Source organism: Mucilaginibacter gilvus, from assembly GCF_004054195.1.
GTDB classification, from domain to species: domain Bacteria; phylum Bacteroidota; class Bacteroidia; order Sphingobacteriales; family Sphingobacteriaceae; genus Mucilaginibacter; species Mucilaginibacter gilvus.
In genome coordinates this window covers 1-26,193 of record NZ_SBIW01000001.1, presented here as the reverse complement: position 1 = coordinate 26,193, position 26,193 = coordinate 1, and the positions used below count along the sequence as shown (strand labels likewise).

At 46.1% G+C, this 26,193-nt stretch carries 25 protein-coding genes; 5 read left to right on the top strand and 20 right to left on the bottom strand.

Translation table 11 applies throughout. The annotated features are described in order from the left end of the window. Positions 1-121 precede the first annotated feature (121 nt). The 9 genes from EPL05_RS00120 to EPL05_RS00080 form a co-directional block, all read right to left on the bottom strand. Positions 122-373 (bottom strand): endonuclease domain-containing protein, encoded by a 252-nt coding sequence (locus tag EPL05_RS00120; protein ID WP_208394643.1) that lies wholly within the window; start codon positions 371-373, stop codon positions 122-124. Between the two features lie 53 nt (positions 374-426). Beyond that, on the bottom strand, positions 427-1,176 hold the full coding sequence (locus EPL05_RS00115; protein WP_128531480.1) for a 1-(5-phosphoribosyl)-5-[(5-phosphoribosylamino)methylideneamino]imidazole-4-carboxamide isomerase: 750 nt from the start codon (positions 1,174-1,176) through the stop codon (positions 427-429). 5 nt (positions 1,177-1,181) lie between these two features. Beyond that, positions 1,182-1,865 carry an imidazole glycerol phosphate synthase subunit HisH gene (hisH, locus tag EPL05_RS00110; RefSeq protein ID WP_128531479.1) on the bottom strand — a complete coding sequence of 228 codons (684 nt, stop codon included), beginning with the start codon at positions 1,863-1,865 and terminating at the stop codon, positions 1,182-1,184. A 43-nt stretch (positions 1,866-1,908) separates the two neighbouring features. Continuing rightward, a complete protein-coding gene (gene hisB, locus EPL05_RS00105) occupies positions 1,909-3,057 on the bottom strand; it encodes a bifunctional histidinol-phosphatase/imidazoleglycerol-phosphate dehydratase HisB (protein WP_128531478.1) in 1,149 nt (382 codons plus the stop codon). After that, on the bottom strand, positions 3,054-4,100 hold the full coding sequence (gene hisC / locus EPL05_RS00100; protein ID WP_128531477.1) for a histidinol-phosphate transaminase: 1,047 nt from the start codon (positions 4,098-4,100) through the stop codon (positions 3,054-3,056). Before hisC ends, hisB begins: the two co-directional genes overlap by 4 nt. A 143-nt stretch (positions 4,101-4,243) precedes the next feature. Then, the gene (hisD, locus tag EPL05_RS00095) at positions 4,244-5,533 is read right to left on the bottom strand and encodes a histidinol dehydrogenase (RefSeq protein WP_128531476.1); all 1,290 of its coding nucleotides are present in this window, start codon (positions 5,531-5,533) and stop codon (positions 4,244-4,246) included. A 93-nt stretch (positions 5,534-5,626) separates the two neighbouring features. Further along, on the bottom strand, positions 5,627-6,478 hold the full coding sequence (hisG, locus tag EPL05_RS00090; protein WP_128531475.1) for an ATP phosphoribosyltransferase: 852 nt from the start codon (positions 6,476-6,478) through the stop codon (positions 5,627-5,629). Between the two features lie 336 nt (positions 6,479-6,814). Beyond that, positions 6,815-8,350 (bottom strand): hypothetical protein, encoded by a 1,536-nt coding sequence (locus EPL05_RS00085; RefSeq protein ID WP_128531474.1) that lies wholly within the window; start codon positions 8,348-8,350, stop codon positions 6,815-6,817. Positions 8,351-8,585: 235 nt separating this feature from the next. Next, entirely contained in the window at positions 8,586-9,077 is a 492-nt protein-coding gene (locus EPL05_RS00080) for a D-glycero-alpha-D-manno-heptose-1,7-bisphosphate 7-phosphatase (protein WP_128531473.1), read from the bottom strand. Between the two features lie 250 nt (positions 9,078-9,327). On the opposite strand from EPL05_RS00080, the gene gltB reads away from it, so the two are divergent. Together gltB and EPL05_RS00070 are read left to right on the top strand one after the other, a co-directional pair. Continuing rightward, a complete protein-coding gene (gene gltB / locus EPL05_RS00075) occupies positions 9,328-13,851 on the top strand; it encodes a glutamate synthase large subunit (protein ID WP_128531472.1) in 4,524 nt (1,507 codons plus the stop codon). 2 nt (positions 13,852-13,853) lie between these two features. Continuing rightward, positions 13,854-15,335, top strand: a complete 1,482-nt coding sequence (locus EPL05_RS00070; RefSeq protein WP_128531471.1) for a glutamate synthase subunit beta — start codon at positions 13,854-13,856, stop codon at positions 15,333-15,335. A 228-nt stretch (positions 15,336-15,563) separates the two neighbouring features. Here EPL05_RS00070 and EPL05_RS23830 read toward each other — a convergent pair whose 3' ends face one another. The 4 genes from EPL05_RS23830 to EPL05_RS00055 all read right to left on the bottom strand — a co-directional run bounded on the left by EPL05_RS23830 (position 15,564) and on the right by EPL05_RS00055 (position 18,282). Beyond that, positions 15,564-15,710, bottom strand: coding sequence for a hypothetical protein (locus tag EPL05_RS23830; RefSeq protein ID WP_166727594.1), 147 nt, complete (start codon positions 15,708-15,710; stop codon positions 15,564-15,566). 40 nt (positions 15,711-15,750) lie between these two features. Next, positions 15,751-16,410, bottom strand: coding sequence for a YdeI/OmpD-associated family protein (locus tag EPL05_RS00065; protein WP_128531470.1), 660 nt, complete (start codon positions 16,408-16,410; stop codon positions 15,751-15,753). A gap of 65 nt (positions 16,411-16,475) precedes the next feature. Next, complete coding sequence (locus EPL05_RS00060) at positions 16,476-17,006, bottom strand: RNA methyltransferase (RefSeq protein ID WP_128531469.1); 531 nt, start codon at positions 17,004-17,006, stop codon at positions 16,476-16,478. 100 nt (positions 17,007-17,106) lie between these two features. Continuing rightward, positions 17,107-18,282, bottom strand: coding sequence for a galactokinase (locus tag EPL05_RS00055; RefSeq protein WP_128531468.1), 1,176 nt, complete (start codon positions 18,280-18,282; stop codon positions 17,107-17,109). A gap of 138 nt (positions 18,283-18,420) precedes the next feature. On the opposite strand from EPL05_RS00055, the gene EPL05_RS00050 reads away from it, so the two are divergent. Then, positions 18,421-18,714: a YciI family protein gene (locus tag EPL05_RS00050; RefSeq protein ID WP_128531467.1), complete on the top strand. Its 294-nt coding sequence runs from the start codon at positions 18,421-18,423 to the stop codon at positions 18,712-18,714. A gap of 34 nt (positions 18,715-18,748) precedes the next feature. On the opposite strand, the gene EPL05_RS00045 is transcribed toward EPL05_RS00050, so the two are convergent. The 4 genes from EPL05_RS00045 to EPL05_RS00030 form a co-directional block, all read right to left on the bottom strand. Continuing rightward, entirely contained in the window at positions 18,749-19,168 is a 420-nt protein-coding gene (locus EPL05_RS00045; RefSeq protein ID WP_128531466.1) for an amidohydrolase family protein, read from the bottom strand. An 89-nt stretch (positions 19,169-19,257) separates the two neighbouring features. Continuing rightward, positions 19,258-20,127: an aldo/keto reductase gene (locus EPL05_RS00040; protein WP_128531465.1), complete on the bottom strand. Its 870-nt coding sequence runs from the start codon at positions 20,125-20,127 to the stop codon at positions 19,258-19,260. A gap of 207 nt (positions 20,128-20,334) precedes the next feature. Beyond that, entirely contained in the window at positions 20,335-20,739 is a 405-nt protein-coding gene (locus EPL05_RS00035; protein WP_128531464.1) for a DUF1761 domain-containing protein, read from the bottom strand. A gap of 124 nt (positions 20,740-20,863) precedes the next feature. Continuing rightward, positions 20,864-23,587: a carboxypeptidase regulatory-like domain-containing protein gene (locus EPL05_RS00030; protein ID WP_128531463.1), complete on the bottom strand. Its 2,724-nt coding sequence runs from the start codon at positions 23,585-23,587 to the stop codon at positions 20,864-20,866. A gap of 102 nt (positions 23,588-23,689) precedes the next feature. Between EPL05_RS00030 and EPL05_RS00025 the strand changes: the two genes are divergently transcribed. Next, positions 23,690-24,172: a CYTH domain-containing protein gene (locus EPL05_RS00025; RefSeq protein ID WP_128531462.1), complete on the top strand. Its 483-nt coding sequence runs from the start codon at positions 23,690-23,692 to the stop codon at positions 24,170-24,172. 52 nt (positions 24,173-24,224) lie between these two features. Here the strand turns inward: EPL05_RS00025 and EPL05_RS00020 are convergent, their stop codons facing one another. Together EPL05_RS00020 and EPL05_RS00015 are read right to left on the bottom strand one after the other, a co-directional pair. Then, the gene (locus tag EPL05_RS00020) at positions 24,225-24,437 is read right to left on the bottom strand and encodes a hypothetical protein (protein WP_128531461.1); all 213 of its coding nucleotides are present in this window, start codon (positions 24,435-24,437) and stop codon (positions 24,225-24,227) included. Positions 24,438-24,583: 146 nt separating this feature from the next. After that, positions 24,584-25,138 carry a GNAT family N-acetyltransferase gene (locus EPL05_RS00015; RefSeq protein ID WP_166727593.1) on the bottom strand — a complete coding sequence of 185 codons (555 nt, stop codon included), beginning with the start codon at positions 25,136-25,138 and terminating at the stop codon, positions 24,584-24,586. A gap of 116 nt (positions 25,139-25,254) precedes the next feature. Between EPL05_RS00015 and EPL05_RS00010 the strand changes: the two genes are divergently transcribed. Further along, entirely contained in the window at positions 25,255-25,749 is a 495-nt protein-coding gene (locus tag EPL05_RS00010) for a hypothetical protein (protein ID WP_128531459.1), read from the top strand. A gap of 113 nt (positions 25,750-25,862) precedes the next feature. Here the strand turns inward: EPL05_RS00010 and EPL05_RS00005 are convergent, their stop codons facing one another. Then, the gene (locus tag EPL05_RS00005) at positions 25,863-26,054 is read right to left on the bottom strand and encodes a hypothetical protein (RefSeq protein WP_128531458.1); all 192 of its coding nucleotides are present in this window, start codon (positions 26,052-26,054) and stop codon (positions 25,863-25,865) included. Positions 26,055-26,193 lie beyond the last annotated feature (139 nt).

Below are 26,193 nucleotides of genomic sequence, written 5' to 3'. Positions count from 1 at the left end.
CGCTGAGCTGAAAATTTAAATTGTTTTTTATAATAGTCAAAACTTTCTCGAGTTGAGTAAATACTTCGGTGTTTGTAAATCGTAGAAATCGAAAGCCATCTGCTTCAAGATTTTTTTGCCTTTAGATATCGTTTGCGGCTACTTCAGGCAGATTATGAATGCTACCATCTAATTCGATGATTAATTTATACTGATGGCAATAAAAGTCTGCAATATAAATTCCTAACGGATATTGCCTTCTGAATCGTACCCCAAACTGATTGCCCTTTAAATGCCCCCAAAGCACAAGTTCGGCTTGAGTCAAGTTGTGGCGTAGAGCTTTTGCGTTCTCAAAAATCTGTGGCCCTGCACTTAAAAATAGGTGTTTACTCATAGAAATTTGTTCACTATGCAAATCAAAAGCTCCCCCTTCAGGGGGTTGGGGGGTTATATGGACATCAAACTCTCCAAATTCCAGTTCTTTATTTCTTCGATGCTGATATGGCCTTCGTAGATGGCTTTGCCTACCACGCACGATTCTACTTTGATGTTGTTCAGCTGTTCTATATCTGCCATGGAGCTTACGCCGCCTGAGGCGATTAGTTTGATGAATGGCGAATGGTCAAGCAGTTTTTCGTACAGTTCTACACCTGCGCCCGCCAGTTTACCGTCCTTATCAATATCGGTACACAAAAAGCGGAAGAAGCCCAGCGACAAGCACTTATCTACATAATCCATCAGTTTTAGCGGTGAGCTTTCCATCCAGCCTGAGTATTTGATCACCTCGTCTAACACGTCGATAGCTATTACCACCTGGTCGCTGCATTTGTCGCGACCACAGATTGCTTTACTCAGATCGTGCAGAAAAGCGGGGTTGGTGATGGCCTGGGTGCCCACAATAACGCGGTGAACGCCCGCGTCTATCAGTTCTTTTACCTTATCAATGCTGCGGATACCGCCGCCATATTGCACCTGCATATCTGTTTTGCGGATCACATCAAACAGGTATTGCTGGTTGCTAAAGTCGTTTTTTGCGCCGTTGAGGTCGATGATATGGATAAAGTTGGTGCCGTTACTTTGGTACCGGTCTATCATTTCTTCGAGGGTTACATCATACTCAGTTACCTGGCCGTAATCGCCTTCGCGCAGCCTTACAACTTTTTTGTTTAAAATATCAATGGCGGGGATTATATACATTGCTTTTAGATTTTTGAAAAGTTCTTTAATAGTTGTTCGCCGTAGGCGCCAGATTTCTCGGGATGAAATTGTACGCCATAAAAATTATCCCGCCAAATTGATGCCGAAAACTTATTAACGTAATTTGTTGATGATAAAGTGTATAAGGGGTCATACTCAATAAAGTATGAATGTACAAAGTAAAAGTGTGATCCCGTTGGAATATTTGCAAAAAGTGGGTTTTCTTTTTCCGGGAAAACTTGGTTCCAGCCGGTGTGCGGTACCTTAAAACAATGGGTAGCCGGGAATTTTAGCGTTTTAATCGGGAACAGAGCGAGCAGGTCGCTATCGCCTTCCTCGCTGTAGCTGGTAAGCAATTGCATGCCTACGCAGATCCCCAAAGTAGGCTTATTGAGCGCTTTGATGGCAGGCACCAGCCCGGTATGCTCCAGCTTGTGCATGGCAGCACCCGCGTGGCCCACGCCGGGAATAATGTAGCGGTCGTACAGTTCAAAGTCGGCCTCGGTGTTGATCATGCCATAGGCAATGCCCAGCCGCTCTAAAGTAGCAGTGAGCGAAAATATGTTGCCGGCGCCGTAGCGGATAATACCGATGCCCCCCCCGCCACCTGAAGGGGGTGCCTTGAGCTCCCCAGCCTCTTTAGGGGGAAGTTGTTGAGAAGCTATTTTATTATTTTCAGTTTTAACCATGATTATCAAAATTCTGCTCCCCCTTCAGGGAGCTGGGGGGCTCTTAAAGCAGCCCCTTCGTGCTTGGTAAAACCATTTTATTCACATCCCTTTTTATCGCCATTTTAATGGCTTTGGCAAAGGCTTTAAATATAGCTTCTATTTTGTGATGTTCGTTTTGCCCTTCTGCTTTTATGTTGAGGTTGCTTTTGGAGGCATCGCTGAACGATTTGAAGAAGTGGTAAAACATCTCGGTAGGTACATCGCCCACCTTTTCGCGTTTAAATTCAGCATCCCAAACTATCCAGTTGCGGCCACCGAAATCAATAGCGGCCTGTGCCAGGCAATCGTCCATCGGTAAGCAAAAGCCATAGCGCTCTATCCCCATTTTATTGCCTAAGGCCGTGGCTATCACCTCGCCAAGTGCTATGCCGGTATCTTCTATAGTGTGATGCTCGTCTATATGCAGGTCGCCTTTGGCGATTACTTCCAGGTCGATGCCGCCGTGGCGTGCGATCTGATCCAGCATGTGATCGAAGAAATACAGGCCGGTTGATACTTTTGCTTCGCCGGTACCATCCAAGTTTAGTTTGATGTAGATATCTGTCTCCTTGGTAGTACGGCGGTGCTCTATAACGCGCTCGCCCAGTTTCAAAAACTCATAAATAGCCTTCCAGCTGAGGGTTTGCAGGGCGACCACACCGGCAATATCGCTATCAATTTCGGGTTGAAATTCTCCATCACCCAGGCCCGATTTATTATTGATCCAGATGGCTTTCGCACCAAGGTTTTTGGCCAGCAACACATCGTTCTTCCTGTCGCCAATGGTGAAGGAGTTTTTAAGGTCATATTTGCTTACGTCGAGGTATTGGGTTAGCAGCCCGGTTGCTGGTTTGCGGGTAGGGGCGTTATCTGCAGGGAAAGTGCGGTCAATAGCCTCGTAAGTAAAATGCACGCCCTCGTTTGCAAATGTTTTGATGATGAGGTTATGTACCGGGTAAAAGGTGTCCTCCGGGTAAACCGAAGTGCCTAAACCATCCTGGTTGGTAACCATTACCAGTTCGTAGTCAAGCTCAGCGGCAATTTTTGGCAGGTATTGCAGCGCGCCGGGGTAAAAAGTAAGCTTGGCGAAGGAATCTATCTGCTCATCAGGTGTTTCGTTAATGATGGTGCCGTCGCGGTCTATAAAGAGTATTTTTTGCAGCTTGCTCATTTGTATTGCTGTAAAGTTGATAGCAGTGTATTATTTTCTTCGGGCGTACCAACGGTGATGCGGAGGCAGCCCTCGCAAAGTTCTACATTGGTACGGTTGCGTACAATGATGCCTTTTTCTACCAGGTAATTGTAAATGCCCGTTGCGTTGGCGGTTTTAACCAGGACGAAGTTGGCGTCCGACGGGTAAATATCGAGCACAAAATCCATCGTTTTCAGCGTAATCACCAGTTTATCGCGCTGGATAAGCGTTTCTTTTATCCAATCGTTTACCTGCTGTACGTTTTGCAAGGCTTGCAGTGCTAACTGCTGTGATGCTTCGTTTACGTTGTAAGGTGGTTTTACGCGGTTCATCACCTCGATAATTTCTTCACTGGCGAAAGCCATGCCTACACGTAAGCCGGCCAAACCCCATGCTTTGGAGAGGGTTTGCATTACCACCAGATTGGCGTATTCTGTCAGTTCCTGTATGAAGCTTTTTTGGCGACTAAAGTTGATATAAGCCTCATCTACTACCACAATGCCGTTGAAGTTGGCCAGCAAGGTTTCTATATCCTCGCGGTTGATAGAGTTGCCGGTTGGATTATTTGGCGAACAGATAAAGATGAGTTTGGTGCGCTCGTTTATTGCTTCGGCGATGCCTTCCAGGTTCAGTTGGTATTCGTCGGTAAGCAGTACTTTTTTAGTTTCCACATCATTAATATTTGCCGAAACCTGGTACATGCCGTAGGTAGGGGGCACGATGACGACATTATCTACACCCGGGTTGCAAAAACTACGGAACAGGATATCGATGGCTTCATCGCTGCCGTTGCCTACGAAAATATTGCGGGCGGGTACGCCCTTTATTTCGCTAAGGCGCATTTTAACGGCGTACTGCATCGGGTCGGGGTAGCGGTTATAGGCCGCATCCAGCGGCGAACCGAAAGCATTTTCGTTCGCATCCAAAAACACGCTTGCCTCACCCTGGAACTCATCCCGTGCGGAGGAGTAGGGGGTTAGGTTTTTGATGTTTGGGCGAAGGAGGTTATTTATATCGTACATTGTGTTGTTATTCTAAATTATTAACCCGTCATTGCGAGCGTCGTAGCCTCACCTAAATCCTCTCCAAAGGAGAGGACTTGATTTTTTTTTAGAACCCTCTCCTTTGGAGAGGGCAGGGTGAGGCTTCGTGCCTCGCAATGACGTTATTTATTATTAAGACGGATTGAAACCGCGTTCTTGTGCGCGTGCAAGCCTTCCATTTCTGCCAGTATCTCTACCGCCGGGCCTATATTTTGGATACCTTCCTTTGTTAAAAACTGGAAGGTGATCTTCTTTACAAATGAATCTACCGATACGCCAGAATAAGCCCTCGAATAACTGCTGGTTGGTAGCGTATGGTTAGTGCCCGATGCATAGTCGCCCACGCTCTCCGGTGTTAAATTGCCAAGGAATACCGAACCCGCGTTGATGATCTTTGGCGTGAGCTGTTTCCAGCTTTCAGTTGCCAAAATCAAGTGCTCCGGCGCGTATTCATTGCTGAAATCCATCGCTTCATCCAAACTATTGGTAATGACGATGTAAGAGTTATCAATCGCCTGGCGGGCTATTTCGGCACGTGGTAGTACAGCTAATTGTTTTTCAACTTCTTTTAAAGTTTGCTCCGCTATGGTTTGCGAGGTGCAAACCAAAATCGATTGACTATCTATTCCATGCTCTGCCTGTGCCAGCAAATCCGCGGCAACATACGCGGGTTTAGCGGTATCATCAGCTATCACCAATACTTCCGACGGTCCCGCCGGCATATCGATAGCGGTGGTGGTTGTCGATTGGATAATAGTTTTTGCCTTGGTTACAAATTGGTTACCCGGTCCGAAGATCTTATCCACCTTAGTGATGGTTTCGGTGCCATAAGCCATAGCGGCAATGGCTTGTGAGCCACCCACCAAATACACTTTATTTATACCCAGCATCAGCGCTACATACGCGATAAAGGCGTTTACCTTACCGTTTTTTTGCGGGGGAGAGCAAACTACGATCTCGCTGCAACCTGCTATCCTTGCGGGGATGCCCAGCATTAAAAAGGTAGATGGCAGTACCGCAGTACCACCAGGAATGTATAAGCCCACTTTCTCTATCGCCCGCAATTCGCGCCAGCAGGTTACACCGGGCATGGTTTCAATCCGCTCCTCTTCCTTCAACTGTGCCTTGTGGAATTTGTAGATGTTGGCGTAAGCGGTTTGCAAGGCTTCCTGCTGATCGGGAGATACTGCCGAGGCAATTTCCTGCAGTTCGGCTTTATCCAGGTATAGCTTATCCAGCTCCACCTTATCAAACTTCAGGGCATAATCCACCAGGGCGCTATCGCCGTTCAGTTTTACGTGTTCTATCACATCCTCCACCAAAGCGCGGATCTCATTCGCCGGGTCAACATTACGTTGAACGAGCTTTTGAATGCTTTCCTTAGTTAATTCTGAATATTTGAATGTTTCCATAGCCTCACCCCAACCCCTCTCCAAAGGAGAGGGGCTTTTTATGTTAAGCCCTTCTTAAGTCCTCTACTTTGGAGAGGATTTAGGTGAGGCAACCTACAATATTATCTTCTCAATCGGCATTACTACAATGCCTTGCGCGCCGGCTTGTTTTAGCTGGCTAATGCGGTCCCAAAAGTCGCGCTCGGGGATAACGGTGTGTACCGCAACCCAATCAGCTTCGGCCAATGGCACTACCGACGGACTTTTTACGCCCGGCAATAAAGCGATGACGGCATCCAGGTTATCGCGTTTTACATTCAATACCACGTACTTGGTTTCCTTAGCACGCAATACTGACTGGATACGCTGTATCAACTCCTGTATCAGGTCGTTGTTTTCGCTTCCTTTGCTGGCAATTAATACTGCTTCGCTGCTCATTACATCGGCAAATGGCTTTAGGCCGTTGCTTTTTAAGGTGCCACCGGTTGATACCAGGTCGCAGATAGCATCGCTCAAGCCCAGACCCGGAGAGATCTCTACCGAACCCGAAATGGTACGGATATCAGAGGTAATGCCTTGCTTTTTAAGGTATTTGCCTAAAATAACCGGGTAGGTGGTAGCAATGGCTTTGCCGTTCAAATCGGCAAGGGTAGCAATATCATTGTTATTTGGCACCGCTATTTTAAGCGAGCATTTGCCAAATCCAAGGCGTTGCAGGTAAGCAACTTCCACTTCGGTTTCTTCTATCACGTTTTCACCTACGATACCCAGATCGGCGATGCCATCCTGAACGTATTCGGGAATATCATCATCGCGCAGAAAAAGAATTTCTAAAGGGAAATTTGATACGGGAGAGATTAGCGAGCTCTTGTAATTTTCAAAATTAAGGCCGCAATTCTTTAATAATTCAACGGATTTTTCGTTGAGCCGACCCGATTTTTGGATCGCTATTTTTAGTGTTTTCACAAAATGAGTTTAAGGTACTATAATAAAATGGGGCTGTTATTTCGCGTAGAAACATACATTATCTATTCATCACCGGGCGGTGATGGTGCAAATGCAGATGATGTTGTTTGTACAATTCCATTTTTGTATAGTAATACTATAGATTAGCGATGCAAATATAGCTACTTGAGCGGAAAATCAAAATCTTTGAGTAGCAAATTTTAGAATTTAGTAATTTTTATGATGATTCTTTAACAAAGTGGCAATATGTATAAGTACTTATATAATTGTCTGAAAGAACTTACAGAATTTTAGAATGAACAGGATCTTTGATATAACTTAAATTCTGAAAATTCTTTAATTCTGTAAATTCTGATTCAGACTACCCTCATACTCATATATCGCCCCTTCCGGGAATTGCTTCAGCAGCTTCAGCGTTTTTACCTTTTGGATATCCTTGATATTGATGAGTTCCGGGTTCTCCAGGTTGTTGAACCAGATGAGGTAGAAGCGCTTGCGACTATAAAATAGCGTTACGTCGTTTTTAAAGAATTTATGCGGAACGAGGTAGGATGATATGCCCGAGAGGAAGTATACCGCCTCATGCGCATCGGTATAGATCAATACATCAGGGGCGAACATTTTTTTATCTATCGCGCGCAGGTAGTTGGCAAATTCATTATCCTGCCAGCTGGCGTCGGTATAGCCGGGGGCGCCATAATCGTCCTTCACCTGGTCGTTGTAGCGGTCGTAATCAATATAAAACTCTTTACCTATAAAGCCCAGCATCAGTTGGATTGATATAGTTGCTACTATCATTCGGGTGCGTTTCAGTTCGATGCTTTTAAGCCATAGCAGCACCCAACTGGTATATCCCCACAACGCGGTTATATATAAAGGTGATAACAATCGGCTATTGATGCGCTCGTACCGCGAGAAGGTTGACGACAGGATAATGAATAACCCATACACCAGCGAGAAGGTGATAGCCAAATTCTCGTAACTGTTTAAGTGCCTGCGGAAGTAGTTAAAGCCCAGCGAAATAATAAAGCCCAACAACATTACCGATGCTATTGGAATAGCCAGGAAGTATTGGTTTGGCGTAAGCCCCATCCAATCGCACATTACGGTGCCGAAATAATACAGGTTTTTGATGAACGGCGTAATAGAAGGCTCGCGCGGGCCGGTTACCGTGCCGGACATGAACGCGTTGAAAACAAGGTTACTTACCAGTAGCGAGATACAGATAACTCCATATATAAATAGATGCCCAATCTTTTTTTTGATGGGTAACGTCCTGTCCAGCAGTAGGAGCAGGCCACCGGTACCTACAATGGTTACCGCGGCGTAACGGGTAACGCAGCCAATGGCAGCTATAGCTGCAGCGGCTACCAGCCACTTGCCGGCATGGGTGTTTAAGTATTGGCGAAAGGCAATAATAAAAAACAGCACCTCTAATATAAACAAGGTCTCCGACCATAGGTAGGAGTAGATCTGCAATAGCCCAGGGCTCAAGGCTATAGCAACCAGTATAAGCCATTTATATAATTGCGAGGAGGGTGCAAAGCGGTTCATGATCCAACCGCTGCTATATAATAAGGACGCGAACAGGATACAATTGAGCGTGGCCCCGAAGGTTACCGGATCTACCCGGCTGATGACTTTGATGATCCCCAAAAACAAAGGGTAGAACATCGGGAAATCTACTATAGGGATGTGGTTGAAGGTTTTAAGCGTGCCATCCGTGGCAAAACTGCGTGCGGCGCTGGTATACATAATGGAGTCGGGGGAGATGCCGATACCGCTGTAACTGGTGTACAGGCAGATCAGGAAAAAGCCCAGTCCGCAGGCTATAAGGGTATTATAATCGTGTATGGATTTGGGTTTTACCATTACCGTGTAAAAGGATAAAAAGATAAAATTGTTTTCGGCATACCGATCCGGCGACTTCTAAAAGGCTGCCGGATCTAATCATTCAGCATGTACACTATCTAATTGTACCGCTAATTACTCTCTAAAAAAATGCAGTTTTTTATCAAAATTTATCAAAAAAACGCATCTTTTTGCGCCTTTTGCGTGTTTTTTACATTCCTCTAATTTGCTTCGCTAAAATCGTATACACTAAGTGTTACGCTATCTGGTCTAATACCGTCGCTATGGGCTGGTCGCTATCTATTAATATACCTTTTACACCGGCTGCGGTTCCCGCCTCTACGTCGCGCTCGCGGTCGCCAATGAAATAGGATAGCGATGGGTCGATGTTATATTTTTCTATCCCCTGAAAAAGCAGGCCGGGTTTTGGTTTGCGGCAATCGCAGTCGCCGGTAAAGTTGGGGTGGTGGGGGCAGTAAAAAAAATCGGTTATTTCCACACCATGCTCCTGGTAAACCTGTTTTAGTTGGGCGTGCATTTTGTTAAGCTCGGGCACATCGTACCAGCCTTTTGCCAGGCCGCCCTGGTTGGTGGCAACCAACAGCATATAACCCCTGTTCTGCAATTCTTTTAAAGCATCAAAATTGTCCAGTACGTGGAAATCCCCGAGCTTACAAACGTAATCGCCCATCTCTTTGTTCAACACTCCGTCTCGGTCTAAAAAAACAGCTTTATTCTTATCAGGCATAAAATATATGATGTAATGTGCTTTCGGCAAAAATAGTTTAATAAGCTTATTTACTATGTGTGCATATTAAACAATAAGACAAAATTAAGAATTTCATACATTAAGCCTACGTTTTTTGTCGACTTAATAATAAATTAACTTAATAATAGCATTATTTTAATAAATTTGAAAAAATTAATAGCGTTATTATAAAAATATTATAATTCGTTAACTTCGTTATTACCCGAATTACAAAAAATCGGATAAAAAAATGGATCAAACCGATGGCAACCAGCAGGGCCTTTACCGGCCGGAATTTGAACACGATTCTTGCGGAACTGGGTTTATAACCAATATAAACGGACATAAATCATACCATATTATTGATGACGCGTTAACCATGTTAGAGAACATGGAGCATCGCGGTGCATGCGGCTGTGACCCTGAAACAGGTGACGGCGCAGGTATATTAATTCAGCTCCCCCACGAATTTTTAATGGAAGAATGTGCTAACCTCGAGATCAACCTGCCCGAACCGGGTGAGTATGGTGTCGGGATGATCTTCTTCCCCAAAGAGCCTGCCTTGAAGAAGGCATGCCGCGTAATTATTACTAATGCGATAGAGAAAATGGGGCTGCATAAGCTCGGCTACCGTAAGCTTGCAGTAGATTCATCTGCTATTGGCGAAACAGCCCGCCAGGCCGAGCCGGACGTTGAACAATTGTTCATCTCCCGCCCGCACCATATTACCAATGCCGATGATTTTGAGCGTAAGCTGTATATATTAAGGCGCTACATCAACAAAACAGTTACCGAAACGGTGCCTGCCGCGAGCGAGTATTTTTACTTCACCTCGTTAAGCTGCAGAACCATTATATATAAAGGCCAGGTGACTACTTACCAATTGCGTAAGTACTTTGCCGACCTGAAAGATCCGCGTATCGCATCGGGCTTTGCCATGATCCACTCGCGTTTCTCTACCAATACTTTCCCATCGTGGAAGCTGGCTCAGCCGTTCCGCTTGATAGCGCATAATGGCGAGATCAACACCCTTACCGGTAACTTAAACTGGTTCTACTCGGGCTTAAAATCTTATGTTTCTACCTACTTCACGGCAGAAGAAATGGAGATGCTGTTGCCGGTGATAGATAACAACCAGTCGGATTCGGCCTGTTTGGATAACATCATCGAAATTTTGCTGCACACCGGCCGCTCATTACCACACGTAATGATGATGCTGATACCAGAAGCATGGGACGGCAACGTACACATGGACCCGGTAAAAAAAGCGTTTTACGAATACCACGCAACCTTAATGGAGCCATGGGATGGCCCGGCAGCTATCACGTTTACAGATGGTAAACTGGTAGGTGCATTGCTGGACAGGAACGGTCTGCGCCCTTTGCGTTATGTGATTACCAATGATGGCCGCGTTATTGCCGCATCAGAAGCAGGTACTTTAAACATTGACGAAAGCACCGTACTGCGCAAGGGCCGTTTACAGCCCGGCAAAATGTTGCTGATAGATACCGAGAAAGGTAAGATCATTACCGATGACGAGATCAAGAAACAAGTAACCTCTCAGCAGCCTTATGGCCGCTGGCTGGATAACTATAAAATTCGCCTTGGCGAACTGTCTGAGCCGCGTTTGGCCTTCGCCAGTTTGTCGCCCGATTCTGTTTTCCGTTACCAGCAGGTATTCGGTTACAGCCGCGAGGATATCGATACCATTATTAAACCGATGGCATTGGATGGCAAAGAGCCGGTAGGCTCGATGGGTACAGATGTGCCTTTGGCTATCCTTTCAGATAAACCTCAGCATTTATCAAGCTACTTTAAGCAATTCTTCGCCCAGGTTACCAACCCGCCGATAGATCCAATCCGCGAGCGTTTGGTAATGAGTTTGGCTACCTTTATTGGTAACAACGGCAACCTGCTTGACGAAGATAAAATGCATTGCCATTGCGTGGTTTTAGACCACCCGATACTGAAGAACCACCAGCTGGAAAAACTGCGAAGTATTGATACCGGGCTGTTCCACGCTAAAACCCTGCAAACCTACTTTAATGCCGATGGCATGGCCGGGTCGCTGGAAAAAGGTATAGCCAGGCTTTGCCGCTACGCCGAGGACGCGGTGGATGATGGTTTTGAGGTACTGATCCTGTCTGACCGTGCTGTAGACTCAGAACACGCGCCTATCCCAATGCTTTTAGCGGTATCGGCAGTGCATCACCACTTAATTAAAAAAGGGCGCAGAGGCGCTGTAGGTTTGGTTGTAGAGACCGGCGATGTTTGGGAAGTACACCACTTTGCTACTTTGCTGGCTTTCGGTGCAACAGCCATTAACCCATACCTGGCGCTTTCCACTATTGAAACGCTGAAGGATAACGGTAACCTGGAAACCAACCTCGATCTGAAGACCCTTTACAAAAACTATGTAAAATCGGTTAACGATGGCTTGCTCAAGATCTTCTCTAAAATGGGGATCTCTACCTTGCAATCGTACCACGGTTCGCAGGTGTTCGAGATATTGGGCATCAACAAAGCAGTAGTAGATAAATATTTCTCGGGCGGTGTAACCCGTATAGGCGGTTTAGGCCTGGACGAGATTGCCCGCGAAGCGCTTTGCAAACACAAAATCGGTTTCGGCAGCAGTAAAACTGATGTACGATTATTGCCGGAGGGCGGGATCTACCAGTGGAAACGCAGGGGAGAGGCTCACTTGTTTAACCCGGAAACCGTTCACCTTTTACAACACGCTACCCGCAGCAACAGCTACGCAGTTTATAAAAACTACGCTGCTAAAATAAACGAGCAGACAGAGAAGCATTACACCATCCGTGGCCTGCTTGATTTTGCCCATCACCGCGAAGCCATCCGTATTGATGAGGTTGAACCGGCAGAGGAGATCATGAAGCGTTTTGCTACAGGTGCCATGTCGTTCGGCTCCATCTCGCACGAAGCGCACAGCACTATGGCCATTGCCATGAACCGTATTGGCGGTAAAAGCAATACCGGCGAAGGCGGTGAGGATGAATTACGTTACGAAAAAATGCCGAACGGCGATTCTATGCGCTCGGCTATCAAGCAGGTAGCGTCAGGTCGTTTCGGGGTGACTTCTAACTACCTTACCAATGCCGATGAGCTGCAGATTAAAATGGCGCAGGGCGCGAAACCTGGCGAGGGCGGACAATTACCCGGCCACAAGGTTGACGACTGGATTGCCAAAACACGCCACTCTACACCGGGAGTAGGTTTAATATCTCCGCCACCGCACCACGATATTTACTCTATCGAGGATCTGGCGCAATTAATTTTCGATTTAAAGAACGCTAACCGCGCTGCCCGGATCAACGTAAAGCTGGTATCAAAAGCAGGCGTGGGTACTATAGCCGCGGGTGTTGCAAAAGCACATGCCGATGTTATTTTGATCGCCGGATATGATGGTGGTACAGGTGCATCGCCAATCAGTTCGGTAAAACATGCCGGCTTGCCATGGGAGCTTGGCTTATCAGAAGCACACCAAACTTTGGTACGTAACAAACTACGCAGCCGCGTGGTGTTACAAACGGATGGTCAGTTAAAAACCGGTCGCGATTTAGCTATTGCAGCTTTATTGGGTGCCGAGGAGTGGGGCGTTGCTACCGCTGCTTTGGTTGCCGGTGGCTGTATTATGATGCGTAAATGCCATTTGAACACCTGCCCGGTTGGCGTTGCCACACAAGACCCTGAACTGAGAAAACTGTTTAGCGGTAAGGCCGATCACGTAGTGAACCTGTTCCGTTTTATGGCGGAAGAGTTGCGCGAGATCATGGCAGAACTTGGTTTCCGTACCATCCAGGAGATGGTTGGGCGCGTACAGTTCCTAAAAGTAAGAGATAACATCCAAAGCTGGAAAGCTAAAAAGGTTGACCTGAGCGGCATACTGCATCCAATAAATAATACCAAAGGCATGACGCTGTACAACAGCGAAAAGCAAGACCACGGTATGGACAATATTATCGACTGGAAACTTTTAGAAAACGCCAAAGCCGCGTTAGAAGATAAAACCCCGGTATTTGCAACTTACGATGTGAAGAACGTAGACCGTACCATTGGTACGCTGCTTTCTAACGAGATCTCGAAGATCTACGGGTCTGCAGGTTTGCCGGATAATACTATCAACTACAAATTCAAAGGTTCGGCAGGGCAAAGCTTTGGCGCGTTCACCACCAAGGGTGTTTCCTTTGAACTGGAAGGCGAGGGTAACGATTACGTGGGTAAGGGCTTATCCGGCGCGCAGTTAGCCATTTACCCGGCTGCAAATGCAACCTTCGCTCCCGAGGAGAACATCATTATTGGCAACGTGGCGCTTTACGGTGCAACATCTGGCGAGCTGTTTGTGAGAGGTATGGCAGGCGAACGTTTCGCGGTGCGTAACTCCGGCGCTACCACGGTTGTAGAAGGTATTGGCGACCACGGTTGCGAGTACATGACCGGTGGCCGTGCGTTGATCCTTGGCGAAACAGGCAGAAACTTCGCGGCAGGTATGAGCGGCGGGTTAGCCTGGATCTACAATCCTAAAGGCACCTTTGCCGGGAACTGTAATATGGAGATGGTTGATCTCGACCCGCTATCGGTAACCGACCAGGAGCAAATTACAGCCTTGCTGAAGAAACATATCCACCTAACGGGCAGTAAGGTTGCCCAGGGGATCCTTAAAAACTGGAGCAAAGCTTCGGCAGATTTTATTAAGGTTTACCCCAAAGAGTACAAACGAGTTTTAGAGAAACAACAATTACAAGCTATAGGATAATTATGGGAAAACCTACAGGATTTCAGGAATTTAACAGGGAACTTCCCCAAAAAGCGCCGGTTGCCGAGCGTTTAAAAAACTATAACGAGTTTGTTGGTTTGTACCCCGAGGAAAAATTGAACCAGCAAAGCGCCCGCTGCATGAATTGCGGCATCCCGTTTTGCCATAGCGGTTGCCCGCTGGGTAACGTGATACCGGAGTTTAACGATGCCGTGTACCGCAAAAACTGGGGCGAAGCGTACGAGATATTATCATCAACTAATAACTTCCCCGAGTTTACCGGCAGAATTTGCCCCGCGCCATGCGAATCGGCATGTGTGCTTGGCATTAACAAGCCGCCGGTTGCCATTGAGGAAATTGAGAAGCACATTATAGAGGTTGCTTACTCTAAAAATATGGTTAAGCCTACCGCCCCTTTAATTAAAACGGGTAAAAAGGTTGCCGTAGTAGGCTCTGGCCCTGCGGGTATGGCTGCTGCCGCCCAACTGGCAAAAGCAGGCCATAAAGTAACCGTTTTTGAACGCGACGACCGCCCCGGTGGTTTGCTGCGTTACGGCATCCCCGATTTTAAATTAGAAAAATGGGTGATCGACCGCCGCATCCAGATCATGGAAGAGGATGGCATCTTGTTTAAATGCAATACCGAAATTGGTAAAGATATTGCTGCCGATGAGGTAGTACGTACGCACGATGCCGTTATTTTGGCAGGTGGTTCTACCATTCCGCGTAACCTGCCTATCCCGGGCCGCGAGTTTAAAGGTGTGCATTTTGCCATGGACTTTTTAAAGCAGCAGAACAAACGCGTAAGCAACACCACTTTTGAGTGGGAAGAAATAACCACCACGGGCAAAGATGTTGTAGTAATTGGCGGTGGCGACACCGGCAGTGATTGCGTAGGGACATCAAACCGCCAGGGTGCAAGTTCTGTTAAGCAATTTGAGGTGATGGTGCAGCCGCCAGAGCAGCGTACCGCCAACATGCCGTGGCCAACTTACCCAATGGTAATGAAGACCACCAGCAGCCACGAGGAAGGTGTTGACCGTTTTTGGGGAATTAACACCAAAGAGTTTTTAGGCGATGCTAACGGCGAGCTAAGAGCTATTAAAGTAGCCGATGTAAGCTGGGAAATTGATGTAATGGGTCGCCCTATTAAATTTGCCGAAGTGGAAGGCAGCGAGCGCGAGATCCCTTGCCAGCGCGTGTTTTTGGCTATGGGTTTCCTTAACCCGCAGTTTGAAGGCGCGTTAGAGCAACTAAAAGTTGGCCTGGACGAACGCAAGAACGTAAAAGCTAAAGAAGGTGTTTACCGTACCAACGTAAGTAAAGTATTTGCCGCAGGCGATATGCGCCGTGGGCAGTCATTAGTGGTTTGGGCTATATCAGAAGGCCGTGAAGCCGCACGTAAGGTGGACGAATTTTTAATGGGTCATAGCAACCTGGAAAGCAAGGATGCCGTGAACCAGTTCGACCAGGTGTTTTACTAAGCCCTATCCAAACCCCATCATAATGCGAAAGCGCCTCAAAAGGGCGCTTTTTTGGTTGGTGATAAGGTTCGAGGAGGTGGCGGTTAAGTAATTATTGCTCTCTAACGCTATTGCCGATTTGCCCGCAATCGTCGCATCACTTTTGGCCGCTGGTTCAGTGAGTTGAAAACTGAATATGAACGACACCAATCACACATTGATTACAGTGAACAGGATTGGTATAGTGCCTTATTGATAAGGCAGGATAACCCTGATAAGCAGTGTTACATTGATGCCTACCATTATACCCAAAAGCGAATGCTGGAGGACATAAGTGAGGCTGAGGACAGTCAGGCAGGTGATGATGATGGTGATGAGCCAAAGAGGTAACTCCACATCCTTACAATCTGCATAATTAACTTAATCGGCTATAATCTTACTTTTCCGACGGGTTTTTTTTACCTGCGGCCAGCATTTCGGCCATTTTGGTCACGCGGTTCAGTCGGGTTTGTTCCTGTTTGGCGGAGAGTACCCAAACCACGTATTCCTTACGGTGCGAGTAGGCCAGCTTGCTGAACGCGGCCAATGTGCCGGGCGCGGAATCCAAAGCTTCGGCTACATCAGCGGGGAGGGTCACTGTTTTCTTCTCCGGGTCGATATAGTTAGCGTAATCGTTTGTTTTAATGGCCTCGTTGCGCGATTCGGAATGCTTCACCAAAACTTCGGGACGGAAACGGAGGGTGGTCCAAATATCATTGATGGCTGCGGAGGCAACAGGGCGTAATCCGTGTTTTTTGGCCACTTCCCAGCCGCTCATCATTTCAAGGTCGGTATCAATGCCTTTGTTCTTTTTGGGGTAGATGCACCAAAGCACCGTCTCCGGCTTTAATATGGGTGCCATCTGATCCAGGCTGGCGCCCAATTCCGCGCTATTTTTCACAAAGAATTGGATGCCATCAACCGCGCCTGTTAACTCGACGGCAAGCGTTACGCCATCGGGCAGGGGTTCCAATGCCGCCAGGTAATCTTCGGGAGGGTTTAATACCAGCCATGTTTGGCCGGGTTTCATCAGCAGTTTTTTGGCAAGAGGGCTCATTAGTTCAATGGTTCAGTAGTTCATTGGTGCCTTTTAGACGAAACCACATCAATTTAATAATTAGCTTAAACGGCTATTTTAACAAGAAAATCCCAAAGCACGATCCCTGCCGATACCACGATATTAAAAGAATGCTTGGTGCCAAATTGAGGGATCTCAATACAGGTATCGATCATTTGCATGGCCTCGTCGCTCACGCCGTTTACTTCGTTACCAAATATTAAAGCGTATTTTTCATCTGCCGAAGGCGTAAACTCATTCAGCATAATACTGTTCTCCGCTTGCTCTATGGCCACAATTTTATACCCGTCCGCGCGAAGTTCCGTGATAGCATCCAGTGTGTCGCTAAAGTATTGCCAGGTAACAGATTGGGTTGCCCCGAGGGCGGTTTTTTCAATATCGCGGTGCGGGGGCTGTGCGGTAATGCCGCAAAGATATACAGCCGTTGCCGCAAGTGCATCCGAGGTGCGGAATATAGAACCGATATTATGCATACTGCGCACGTTATCAAGTACTACTACAACGGGCAGCTTGTGCTGGTCTTTAAACTCAGCTATACTGGGCCGGTTAAGTTCGTCTAATTTAAGTTTGCGCATGGGTGATTGGTGGATGGTTGATTAGGTGAGTGGTTGTTTGTAGATGAGCAGAAAGTGCGGATCAACAACTACTCACCACCCTCTGCTCACCACTCACCACTTACGCGTATACTGCTACCACTTCGTTTAAAAGCCCAACACCATTGCCAATCAAAGAACTGTATATCGATGGCGCATAGCCAATTTCTTTGGTGTAGTATTCTGCCACCTCTTCGCTGAATTTAGCGAAAGAATCCTTTTTTACTAAAGCGATAGCGCAGCCACCGAAGCCTGCACCCGTCATACGGGCACCTGCCACATCTTTGTAGGGTTTGCAGAAGTTTACGATGGTATCCAGTTCTTTCCCGCTTACTTCGTAAAGGGTGCTTAGGGAATTGTGCGAGGCGTACATCAGCCTGCCAAATTCGGCCAGGTCGTTATTGCTCAGCGCTTTCGCAGCCAGTTTAACACGGTCGTTCTCTTCTACTACGTGGGTGGCCCGGTTTAAAATAACCTCGTCTGTTATCAGGTGCTTGTATTGGTTAAAAGTTTCGGTATCAATATCACAAAGGTAGTTAATGTCCAGTTCGGTTTTTAACGCGGCAAGTGCAGTAGCGCATTCCTGAACACGTTCGTTGTATTTAGATTCGGCAAGCTTACGTGGTTTATTGGTGTTGATGATAGCCAGCAGGTACTCACCCAGGTTGCTGTTTACCGCCTGGTACTCCAGGGTATCGCAGTTTAGCATCAGTGCTTTGTTCTTTTCACCAAAGGCCACCGCGAACTGGTCCATAATGCCACTGTGCAAGCCGATGTAACTATTTTCTACCCATTTGGCAAGTTTCACCAATTCAAGCTTAGTGTATCCGCAGCCAAACAGATCGTTAAGCGCGAAGGCGGTAGCAACTTCTATGGAAGCGGAGGACGACAAGCCCGAAGCAATGGGGATATTGCCGTAATACAGCATATCCAAACCATGCAGTATTTTGCCATCGTTATTAAAATGCTCTATAACGCCGGTTGGGTAATTGAACCAAAATTCTTCGTTTTTGGCATTGCTGGATCCAAGGGTAATTTCGGCTGTTTCCTTAAAATTCATGCTTTTAAAGCGGAAAACGCCATCATTATTAGGGGCAATAAGCAGGTAGGTACCCAACGTAACCGCGCAAGGCATTACCAGCCCGCCGTTATAATCAATATGCTCGCCTATGAGGTTTACCCTGCCAGGCGAAAAATAAGTGAACTTATGTGCCTGACCGTAGTGTGCTAAAAATTTCTGCTGAAGTTGCTCTCTCATTATAGTGTATTGGTTTCAACAACAAATATTGTAAAACTTACAGTTATTTTATATACTTATTTGCACCCATTTAGAATTTTTTTGCACGCTAAACAGAACCACCGTATACTTGTAATCACTATACTAAACAAATCAGCCATGAACCAATACCTCATAACCGCATACGATTATACCGACGAAGGCGCATTGGACCGCCGCATGGGCGTTCGACCGCATCATTTGGATGGTGCCGTTGCCCTAAAAGCCAGCGGTAACTATATCCTTGGCGGTGCTATGTTAAACGACGAAGGCAAAATGATAGGATCGGTAATGGTGCTGCAGTTTGAAACCGAAGAAGGGCTGGAAGCCTGGAAGCAAAGCGAAACCTACATTACCCAGAAGATATGGGAAACGGTGGATGTGAAGCCGTTTAAAGTAGCGCAGGTAAGTTAAAAGCTAAAAGTTTAAAGTCAAAAGTTTTCGAAAGCTATTCGGTAGGGGTGTAATCCGAGAAAACCCAATAACCCTGCGGGGTTTTGTTGTAGCTTACGACGTATTCCTTACCGTTGGTGCGGATGTCGAAGGAGAGTTGCTCAACAATTTTGTCCTGCGGGATGAATAGTTCCAGGATGCTATCGGCCATGAATTGGATCTGCGCTAATTCATCCGGCTCGGCGGGTGCTGCCACCGGGACAACGAGGTTGGCTTTGTAATCTTCATAGGTTTCGAAAAGCTCTTTACCGCCAATTACCCCGCCCTCAAATTCCTTTGCGGCGTTGAAGGCAGCTTCTTCTGCCTGCCGGCGATATTCCTCCATGGCCTTTAACAAGCCATCCGCAGAAATTTCGGGCATCCCGTCGGCGCCTTGCGCATAGTAGTTATTCAGTATCTCTTCTTTGCTTTTCATCAGTGAGCAAAAATACGTTTGCATAGGCTGGATAGCAACAAAAAAAGGATGCCTGTTTTCGACATCCTTTTCATTTATTAAAGACAGGACTATCCCACCGGTGGCGATATACCGTCCAGTTCGTCTATATCTTGGGCATCCAGTACAACACCGGCGGTTTTCATGTTTTCTTCCAAATGCGCCACGCTGGAGGTTCCCGGGATGAGCAATATATTTGGCGAATGGTTAAGCAGCCAGCTTAGTGCTACCTGGTGTACGGTCGCGCTATGTTTTGCAGCTACCTTTTGCAAGATCTCTTCGCTGGCCACATTACCGGCACTCAGCGGGAACCATGGGATAAATGCGATATTTTCCTGTTCGCAGTATTCCAGCACGCCTTCCCATTTGCGGTTATCTACACTGTACATGTTTTGTACCGATACCACGTCAAAGTATTCCTGTGCTTTTTTAATATCATCAATGCCCACTTCGGATAGGCCGATGTGCTTTATCTTACCATCCTGCTGCGCCTGTTTTAAAAACGCGAAGGTTTTTTCGGCGGGCACCTTGGGGTCTATCCGGTGGAGTTGGTACAGGTCTATCTGGTCAAGCTTCAAGCGTTTCAGGCTGCCTTCCAGTGCTTCCTTTAAATGTTCGGGACTGGCATCCACGGGCCATTGGTCGGGACCGGTGCGGAGCAAGCCACCTTTAGTGCCTATGAGCAAACCAGCCGGGTAGGGGTGCAGCGCTTCGGCTATCAGTTCTTCGGATACGTTGGGGCCGTAGCTATCGGCAGTGTCGATAAAATTCACGCCCAGTTCTACCGCGCGTTTTAATACAAGGATAGATTCGTCATGATCCTTCGGCGGGCCCCAGATGCCCTTGCCGGTGATGCGCATGGCACCATAGCCTATACGGTTAACGGTAATATAGCCACCTATGCTGAACGTTTTTTGGAAAGATGCGGTTTTGTTACTCATGATGCTGTTATTGTTTATCAGTATGAATTAACGCTACCGGGGACTGTTTTGTTCGGGCGGGAGGACATATTACTGTCATGTTTGTTTATATCTGAACTCGAATTTTAAACGAATTTTAAGAATTAATAGAATTGCTACTAACTCATAAGAAGAGTTTCTGGAAATTCGTTAATTCCTAAAATTCGGGTTCAGACAGATAGTTAGGCTTTATCTCCAGGCACCCAATATTAACCCCATCAGCGTAAGCGAAACAACACTGTACCCGCCATTGATAAATATGTACCGCCATGATTTTAGCTCGAAAAGACTATGCGTAGCTATTGCACCGAACGTCCATATTCCGGCAAGGAAACCGGCTATTGCGCCCCAGGCCAGGTCGGTTTTGGCATCAGCCAAAAACATAGCCAGGTTGGCCGACATGATGATGGAGAAGAGGGCGGTAAAGCCAAATATTTTACCCTTGCCGGATGCGTTTATCTCTTTTATATCAAGACCGCTATCCGTCATCCAGGCTTTTCCAAAAAGCGCGTTAGAATACCAAAGACCGCCAACGGCAAAGGCAGACAGGCCGGCCACAACAACGGCGGGCCAATGTACAAGGTTCATGTCCATAACTAATTGGGATTAAGGTTTGCATAAATTTAGACAATAAAAAAGGATAAATGCAAATAGCGAAGCCGGGGTGGGGCTTCGCTATGTACGCCTAAATGTTTAAGCTATAATTATGCCTTATCTTTTACTTCACCGTATACCTGTATACATACCTGCCCAGGTTACCATCAACATCCATGCCTTCTATAGTGGCGCGGTAGGTGCCGTGGCCATCGGCATTATAGTATTCTATAGCCGTTGCGCCGGTGGCCTTGTCGGTAGTTACTTTTGGTGCCCAGTAAACGGTGCTGCGCAGATCGCCGCCAAGGGTGCCGGGTTTTGGCACATCATATTTTGGCGCATAAAACTCGCGGTTTATGGCATAGCCAACCGGGCTTATGCTTAAAATATTTGGCGGGGGGATAAGTTCCTGCAATTCGGCAAATGATATTTTGGTTCCCTTTGGCGCTTTCTTAAGGTTGATCTCCACAATGCCCGATGTGCCATAAAGGTCATCTATTCCACTAAAACCTGCACTTTTAAACACCTCTACCGATTCTACATTGCTTACCATTACGCTATTAAGATACGATAGATCTACCGGCATACCGTTCACAAATATTTGGATCGGTTTTTTATCCTGGCTGTTGTAGTTCTTCATAAAATACAGTTTATTATCATCAATGGTGGTACCCATTATCATTGTTTGCAGGCATAGGTAAAGGTTTGCACAGTTCCGCATGTTGGCAGCCAAGTATTCCTGATCGGCCAGCATAGGTAAGCCTGTAAATACCGAATAATCTGAGTGTCCCGTTTTTTTGATGGGATTTGCTTTTATCACCACCTCTTTTAACTGGTGCGTGTTTTTATACTGCTTTAAACTGTTTTCGAGGTAAGGCTTAAATGTACTATCAATATTGGCCACTTCATCAAACGCCATATTATTTTTTGAGGGATATTGAAACGTTTCGGGATTGGCGGTCACCACCAAATTTTTGCCATTGGCGCTGCTGCGCGCGCTGATGATCACTTTAGACGAATCGATGAAATTAAGCTTTGAGAATTTGTAGTTACCCACCATATCGGTAGTGGTTTCGGCATAAAAATTTCTCGATGGCACTTGCAGGCGCAGGTAGCCCTTGGCAATGGTCATTCCGGTGTTGTTGCGCAGTACGCCGGAGATCTCCAGCCCGTTCTGCTCGGGGAAAACGGTTATCTGCGGTACTTTATTAGCGAGTACATTGCGGTACGATACGCGTCTGTAGCCCTGGGTAAGCATCAGGATATCCAGGTTTTCGGCAGCGTTGGCATCTTTGCTAATGAAATAGTAATTGGGTTTTTCGATGTATCCTTTCAGTTCGGATGTGAGCAGGGTACTGGTTAGTATGGTAGTTTCGGCATTTTCATCAAAGGGCACTTTGGTTTCATCAATAACCGATACCGAGAAGGTGCCGGCAACTGGCAGGGCCTTGTTTTTTGCCAAGATATTAAGTTTTACCTTTTGGCGGACGTTGTATGTTTTAGCCGCGCTGGCTATGGAAACGTTCAAAGCATCGTTATGCTGAACGAACGCTACCCGTTCGCAAAGGGCAACGCCATGGTCTGTAAGCAGGGTAAGCTGCACTACACCGGTAGGGAACTTGCTTTTTGGGATGGAAGCGCTGTATATAGCAGCGTCTAACTTGGTTTGGCCCGCAAAATATACCGCGCCACCGTTTTGGGCAATGATGTAGTAGATTTTGCCTTGGTTTAGCTGAAAATAAGAATCATTAGCCGATAATTTGATGTTAAGATTGTCTGCATCGTTATTAAATACAGATAGATTGATGCCCGATGCTTTGATGCGGGGCAGATCGTACACTGCTTTTGTACCATCGGCAAACTGTATATTTACCTTGTAAGTCTTACCGTTTTCGGGCATTAGGGCAAAAATCCCCATGCCTAAGTGCTGCGAATTAAGGTTGGCCAGCACCGCACCCTCGTTATCTGTAACGCTGCCTTTTACATCAACACCAAGCCCATTACTGTTTACGGCTTTAAACGCTATTTTAGATCGCACACCGATGATGAGTTCACCGCCTTCCGGGAAAAATTGTACGTCTTTACCGCTGGCCGCCGTTTTTAAAGCAAAAGTGCTGGTGATGGCTTTGCGGTTGCCCATATCTATTACGGCTACCAGGCTGGCACCTTTTAAAGATGCGGGTGCCCCACTAAATTCGGCCTTAAAAACGCCATTGTCATCGGTGGTGCCTTTGCCCTTAAAAAGCTCTTCGCTATTGGCAACCACCGTCCAGCTTACTTTTTTATTAAGCAGCGGCAAACTTTCGCGGGCATCCTTATAAGCCACGTTCGCCGCAACTTTTGTAAGGCCCGCAGCCTCCGAAGAACTGAACGATACATTGGTAACAATATCCTTATCTACCGGGTTACCTATCACCAGGTTTTTGTTAAAGTAGTAATCGGGGTCGTAATTGCGCATGTAGGCGGTGTAGGCGCGCAGGTGGTAGTTGCCTTGTTTAAAATCGGCCGGGGTGAGGGCAATGTTGCCATTGGCAACGCCGTTTAGTACCGGCAGCTTTATAAACCGGGTTATAGAATCCTGGTTATTCGCAATATCTACATAAACAATATTGCTTAAAATGGTGGGCGAGTGCTGATCGATAGTGACATAAGCTTTAAACCAGATGGTATCGCCGGCGGCATAGTATGGCTTATCTAAATGCAGGTATACTTTCTCAAACGGGTAGGAGGTGATCAGCTTAGTGGTTTTGGTTACAATGGTATTTAAACCCACGGTATCCCGTTGTGCGAACGCAGGGGAAAAAGCTATCAGCAGTAATATAAATAATACGGATCTTTTGAAGTTCATTTTTAATATAATGTAGCCGGGCTAATATAAACATTTAGCTTTACGGCGTGTTGAAAGCAATGGTGATTTAACATTTTATAACAGTATTGTTAAATAAATAGTATGGCGATAGAAATAGAAAGAAAATTTTTGGTGAATAGGGCCAAATGGAACGCGCTTGCAAAGCCGGAGGGGAAGTTGTTTAAACAGGGCTATATTTTAAGCGATGATAAGCGCACAGTGCGTATCCGCGTAACCGACGAGGCCGCTTACCTTACCCTTAAGGGCAGTACCACGGGCATCAGTCGCAACGAATATGAGTATACCATCCCCATTGCGGATGGCCACGAAATATTAAGCGGACTTACCGTATCATCAATAGAAAAAGTGCGGTACGAAATAAATTTTGCAGGCAATACCTGGGAGGTAGATATTTTTAGCGGTGATAACGATGGCCTGATAGTGGCCGAAATAGAACTGGAACACGAGGAGCAAGCCTTTGAAAAACCCGATTGGGTGGCGGATGAGGTAACCGATGATCACCGGTACAGTAATGCCAGCCTATCGGTAAACCCGTATAAAAACTGGGGCGGCGTTAGTATATAAAACAAGAAAACCTGCCGCGTGGCAGGTTTTCTTGTTTTATAGCACCTATTATTTACCAGCCAGAGCCTTTTGTAGCTGCGCCTGATGCAACATGACCTTCTGCAGTTGCTTTGCCCATAATAGCTGCCATTTTGTTGCCATCGGCATCTTTACCCGTAGCTATGTAACGGCCCGATTTGATATCAATAACCGGATCGATCATTGGAACATTTTTGGTTTTGGTTTTTACTGAATAGGCGGTAATGCCTCCTGATTGTGCTGCCATGTCTTTTAAGTTTTTTTAAGTGTAAACTGTATTAATTAAAATTTGTTTTGCGCCCCGCATTATAATTTAGGTTAAGAGTGGGGCAATTGGTTTTGTGCAGGCAAGTTATGTAATTATACTTAACTAACAAATTTTATGCATAGTTGTTATTTTTTTGTTGTAATTAAAGAATACACGGCCGAATTGAGGAATTTGTCTTTGTAGTAATAGTTCTCTCTAAAATAGGCTTCGCGCACAAAGCCGGTGCGCTCTAACAGGTTCATGGATGCCTTGTTGGCCGGGTTTATGTTGGCTTGTATAGAATGGAGGCCAATGGTTTCGAACGCGTATTTAATTGCCTCTGTTAAAGCTTCTTGCATAATGCCTTTCCCCTGCCAGGCGGTGGCGAGCATATAACCTGTCTCGGTACGGTGATTGGCTTTATCCATGTTCCAGAAACCAATGCTGCCCAACATTTCCTCGCTGCCTTTTAAGGTTATTCCCCATAAAACACCGTCGTTTTTTTTATGAATTTCGTGGGTCATTTTTATCCAATCAATCACCGCTTCTATCGATTTGGGGCGCTCTATATCTATATATTTCAACACTTCTGCATCCGTGCGCATCGCAAAAATGGCTTCCGCATCGCCAAAATTTACGGCACGAAGTGTTAAACGGGGCGTAGAAAGTATAGGGAAGGGTTGCAAATTAACATCGAGCATACGCGTATTTTTACAGTAAATATAGGGCATTTAAAAAGTTTCTGCCCGGGGGCAAGAGAAAAAGCCGAACTATTTACGGCTATAATTGTAGTAGTAAAAAATTAAACACGATACCCATGAAGAGTTATATTATTATAGGTGTACTTGCACTGGCATCATGCGCGGGCAACAGTAAAAAAGGAGCCGATACGGTAGCAACCGATAGTGGTAAAACAGATACCTCTTACGCGGTTAAAGCAAATACACCAGCCCAAAATATGGAGTACTGCTTTGTACATACCGATGGTACTGCCGCGCAGGACACAACTGCCCTGCACCTCGTAATAAATGCCAATAAGGTAAGCGGAGAAATGAATTGGCTGCCCAAAGAAAAAGACCGGCGCAAAGGAACCCTTTTGGGGACTTTAGATGGTGATAAGATAAAAGCGGTGTGGAGTTTTATGCAAGAGGGGAAAACCGATACCATGGCGGTAGAGTTTAAGCTTTCTTCGCAGCAACTGGCCCAAAAGCCTTTTACTGTTGATGCTAAAACCGGCCGCCAGCAGGTAGATACCAAGGCCGATTATACTATTATATATAATATGGATAACTGCGATAAATTTAAAAAGTAGCGAAGAGCTGTTTTAATAACAGCCGCTTATTCATTTAAATTTACAATTACTTAAATGCGCCGGGCCTGCCTGGTGCATTTTGTATTTAGAGGCTGTTATAAAAGGTATTGTAATTAGTCTGCCTGACCGATGTCTTTTTTAGTATCAGCCTGTCCGATGTCTTTTTTGGTATCAGCCTGGCCAATGTCTTTTTTAGTTGATGGTTTGGTGGTAGTGGTATCGCGTTTTACCGGGGTAGCTATAGTGAATGCTGATACTACGCCTGTTGTTAATATTAATGCTGCTGCTACGATTACTTTTTTCATGATCTATATTGTTTGGGTTGTTGTTATCTGTTTATGTTATTAATTCGCTTTGGGGTATTGGTATTAATTAGTCTGCCTGACCGATGTCTTTTTTAGTATCAGCCTGTCCGATGTCTTTTTTGGTATCAGCCTGGCCAAT

Coding starts and splice junctions, on each gene's coding strand:
- EPL05_RS00120 (WP_208394643.1), bottom strand. CDS start 373: ATGAGTAAACACCTATTTTTAAGTGCAGGGCCACAGATTTTTGAGAAC.
- EPL05_RS00115 (WP_128531480.1), bottom strand. CDS start 1,176: ATGTATATAATCCCCGCCATTGATATTTTAAACAAAAAAGTTGTAAGG.
- hisH (WP_128531479.1), bottom strand. CDS start 1,865: ATGGTTAAAACTGAAAATAATAAAATAGCTTCTCAACAACTTCCCCCT.
- hisB (WP_128531478.1), bottom strand. CDS start 3,057: ATGAGCAAGCTGCAAAAAATACTCTTTATAGACCGCGACGGCACCATC.
- hisC (WP_128531477.1), bottom strand. CDS start 4,100: ATGTACGATATAAATAACCTCCTTCGCCCAAACATCAAAAACCTAACC.
- hisD (WP_128531476.1), bottom strand. CDS start 5,533: ATGGAAACATTCAAATATTCAGAATTAACTAAGGAAAGCATTCAAAAG.
- EPL05_RS00085 (WP_128531474.1), bottom strand. CDS start 8,350: ATGGTAAAACCCAAATCCATACACGATTATAATACCCTTATAGCCTGC.
- EPL05_RS00080 (WP_128531473.1), bottom strand. CDS start 9,077: ATGCCTGATAAGAATAAAGCTGTTTTTTTAGACCGAGACGGAGTGTTG.
- gltB (WP_128531472.1), top strand. CDS start 9,328: ATGGATCAAACCGATGGCAACCAGCAGGGCCTTTACCGGCCGGAATTT.
- EPL05_RS00070 (WP_128531471.1), top strand. CDS start 13,854: ATGGGAAAACCTACAGGATTTCAGGAATTTAACAGGGAACTTCCCCAA.
- EPL05_RS00065 (WP_128531470.1), bottom strand. CDS start 16,410: ATGAGCCCTCTTGCCAAAAAACTGCTGATGAAACCCGGCCAAACATGG.
- EPL05_RS00060 (WP_128531469.1), bottom strand. CDS start 17,006: ATGCGCAAACTTAAATTAGACGAACTTAACCGGCCCAGTATAGCTGAG.
- EPL05_RS00055 (WP_128531468.1), bottom strand. CDS start 18,282: ATGAGAGAGCAACTTCAGCAGAAATTTTTAGCACACTACGGTCAGGCA.
- EPL05_RS00050 (WP_128531467.1), top strand. CDS start 18,421: ATGAACCAATACCTCATAACCGCATACGATTATACCGACGAAGGCGCA.
- EPL05_RS00045 (WP_128531466.1), bottom strand. CDS start 19,168: ATGAAAAGCAAAGAAGAGATACTGAATAACTACTATGCGCAAGGCGCC.
- EPL05_RS00040 (WP_128531465.1), bottom strand. CDS start 20,127: ATGAGTAACAAAACCGCATCTTTCCAAAAAACGTTCAGCATAGGTGGC.
- EPL05_RS00035 (WP_128531464.1), bottom strand. CDS start 20,739: ATGGACATGAACCTTGTACATTGGCCCGCCGTTGTTGTGGCCGGCCTG.
- EPL05_RS00030 (WP_128531463.1), bottom strand. CDS start 23,587: ATGAACTTCAAAAGATCCGTATTATTTATATTACTGCTGATAGCTTTT.
- EPL05_RS00025 (WP_128531462.1), top strand. CDS start 23,690: ATGGCGATAGAAATAGAAAGAAAATTTTTGGTGAATAGGGCCAAATGG.
- EPL05_RS00020 (WP_128531461.1), bottom strand. CDS start 24,437: ATGGCAGCACAATCAGGAGGCATTACCGCCTATTCAGTAAAAACCAAA.
- EPL05_RS00015 (WP_166727593.1), bottom strand. CDS start 25,138: ATGCTCGATGTTAATTTGCAACCCTTCCCTATACTTTCTACGCCCCGT.
- EPL05_RS00010 (WP_128531459.1), top strand. CDS start 25,255: ATGAAGAGTTATATTATTATAGGTGTACTTGCACTGGCATCATGCGCG.
- EPL05_RS00005 (WP_128531458.1), bottom strand. CDS start 26,054: ATGAAAAAAGTAATCGTAGCAGCAGCATTAATATTAACAACAGGCGTA.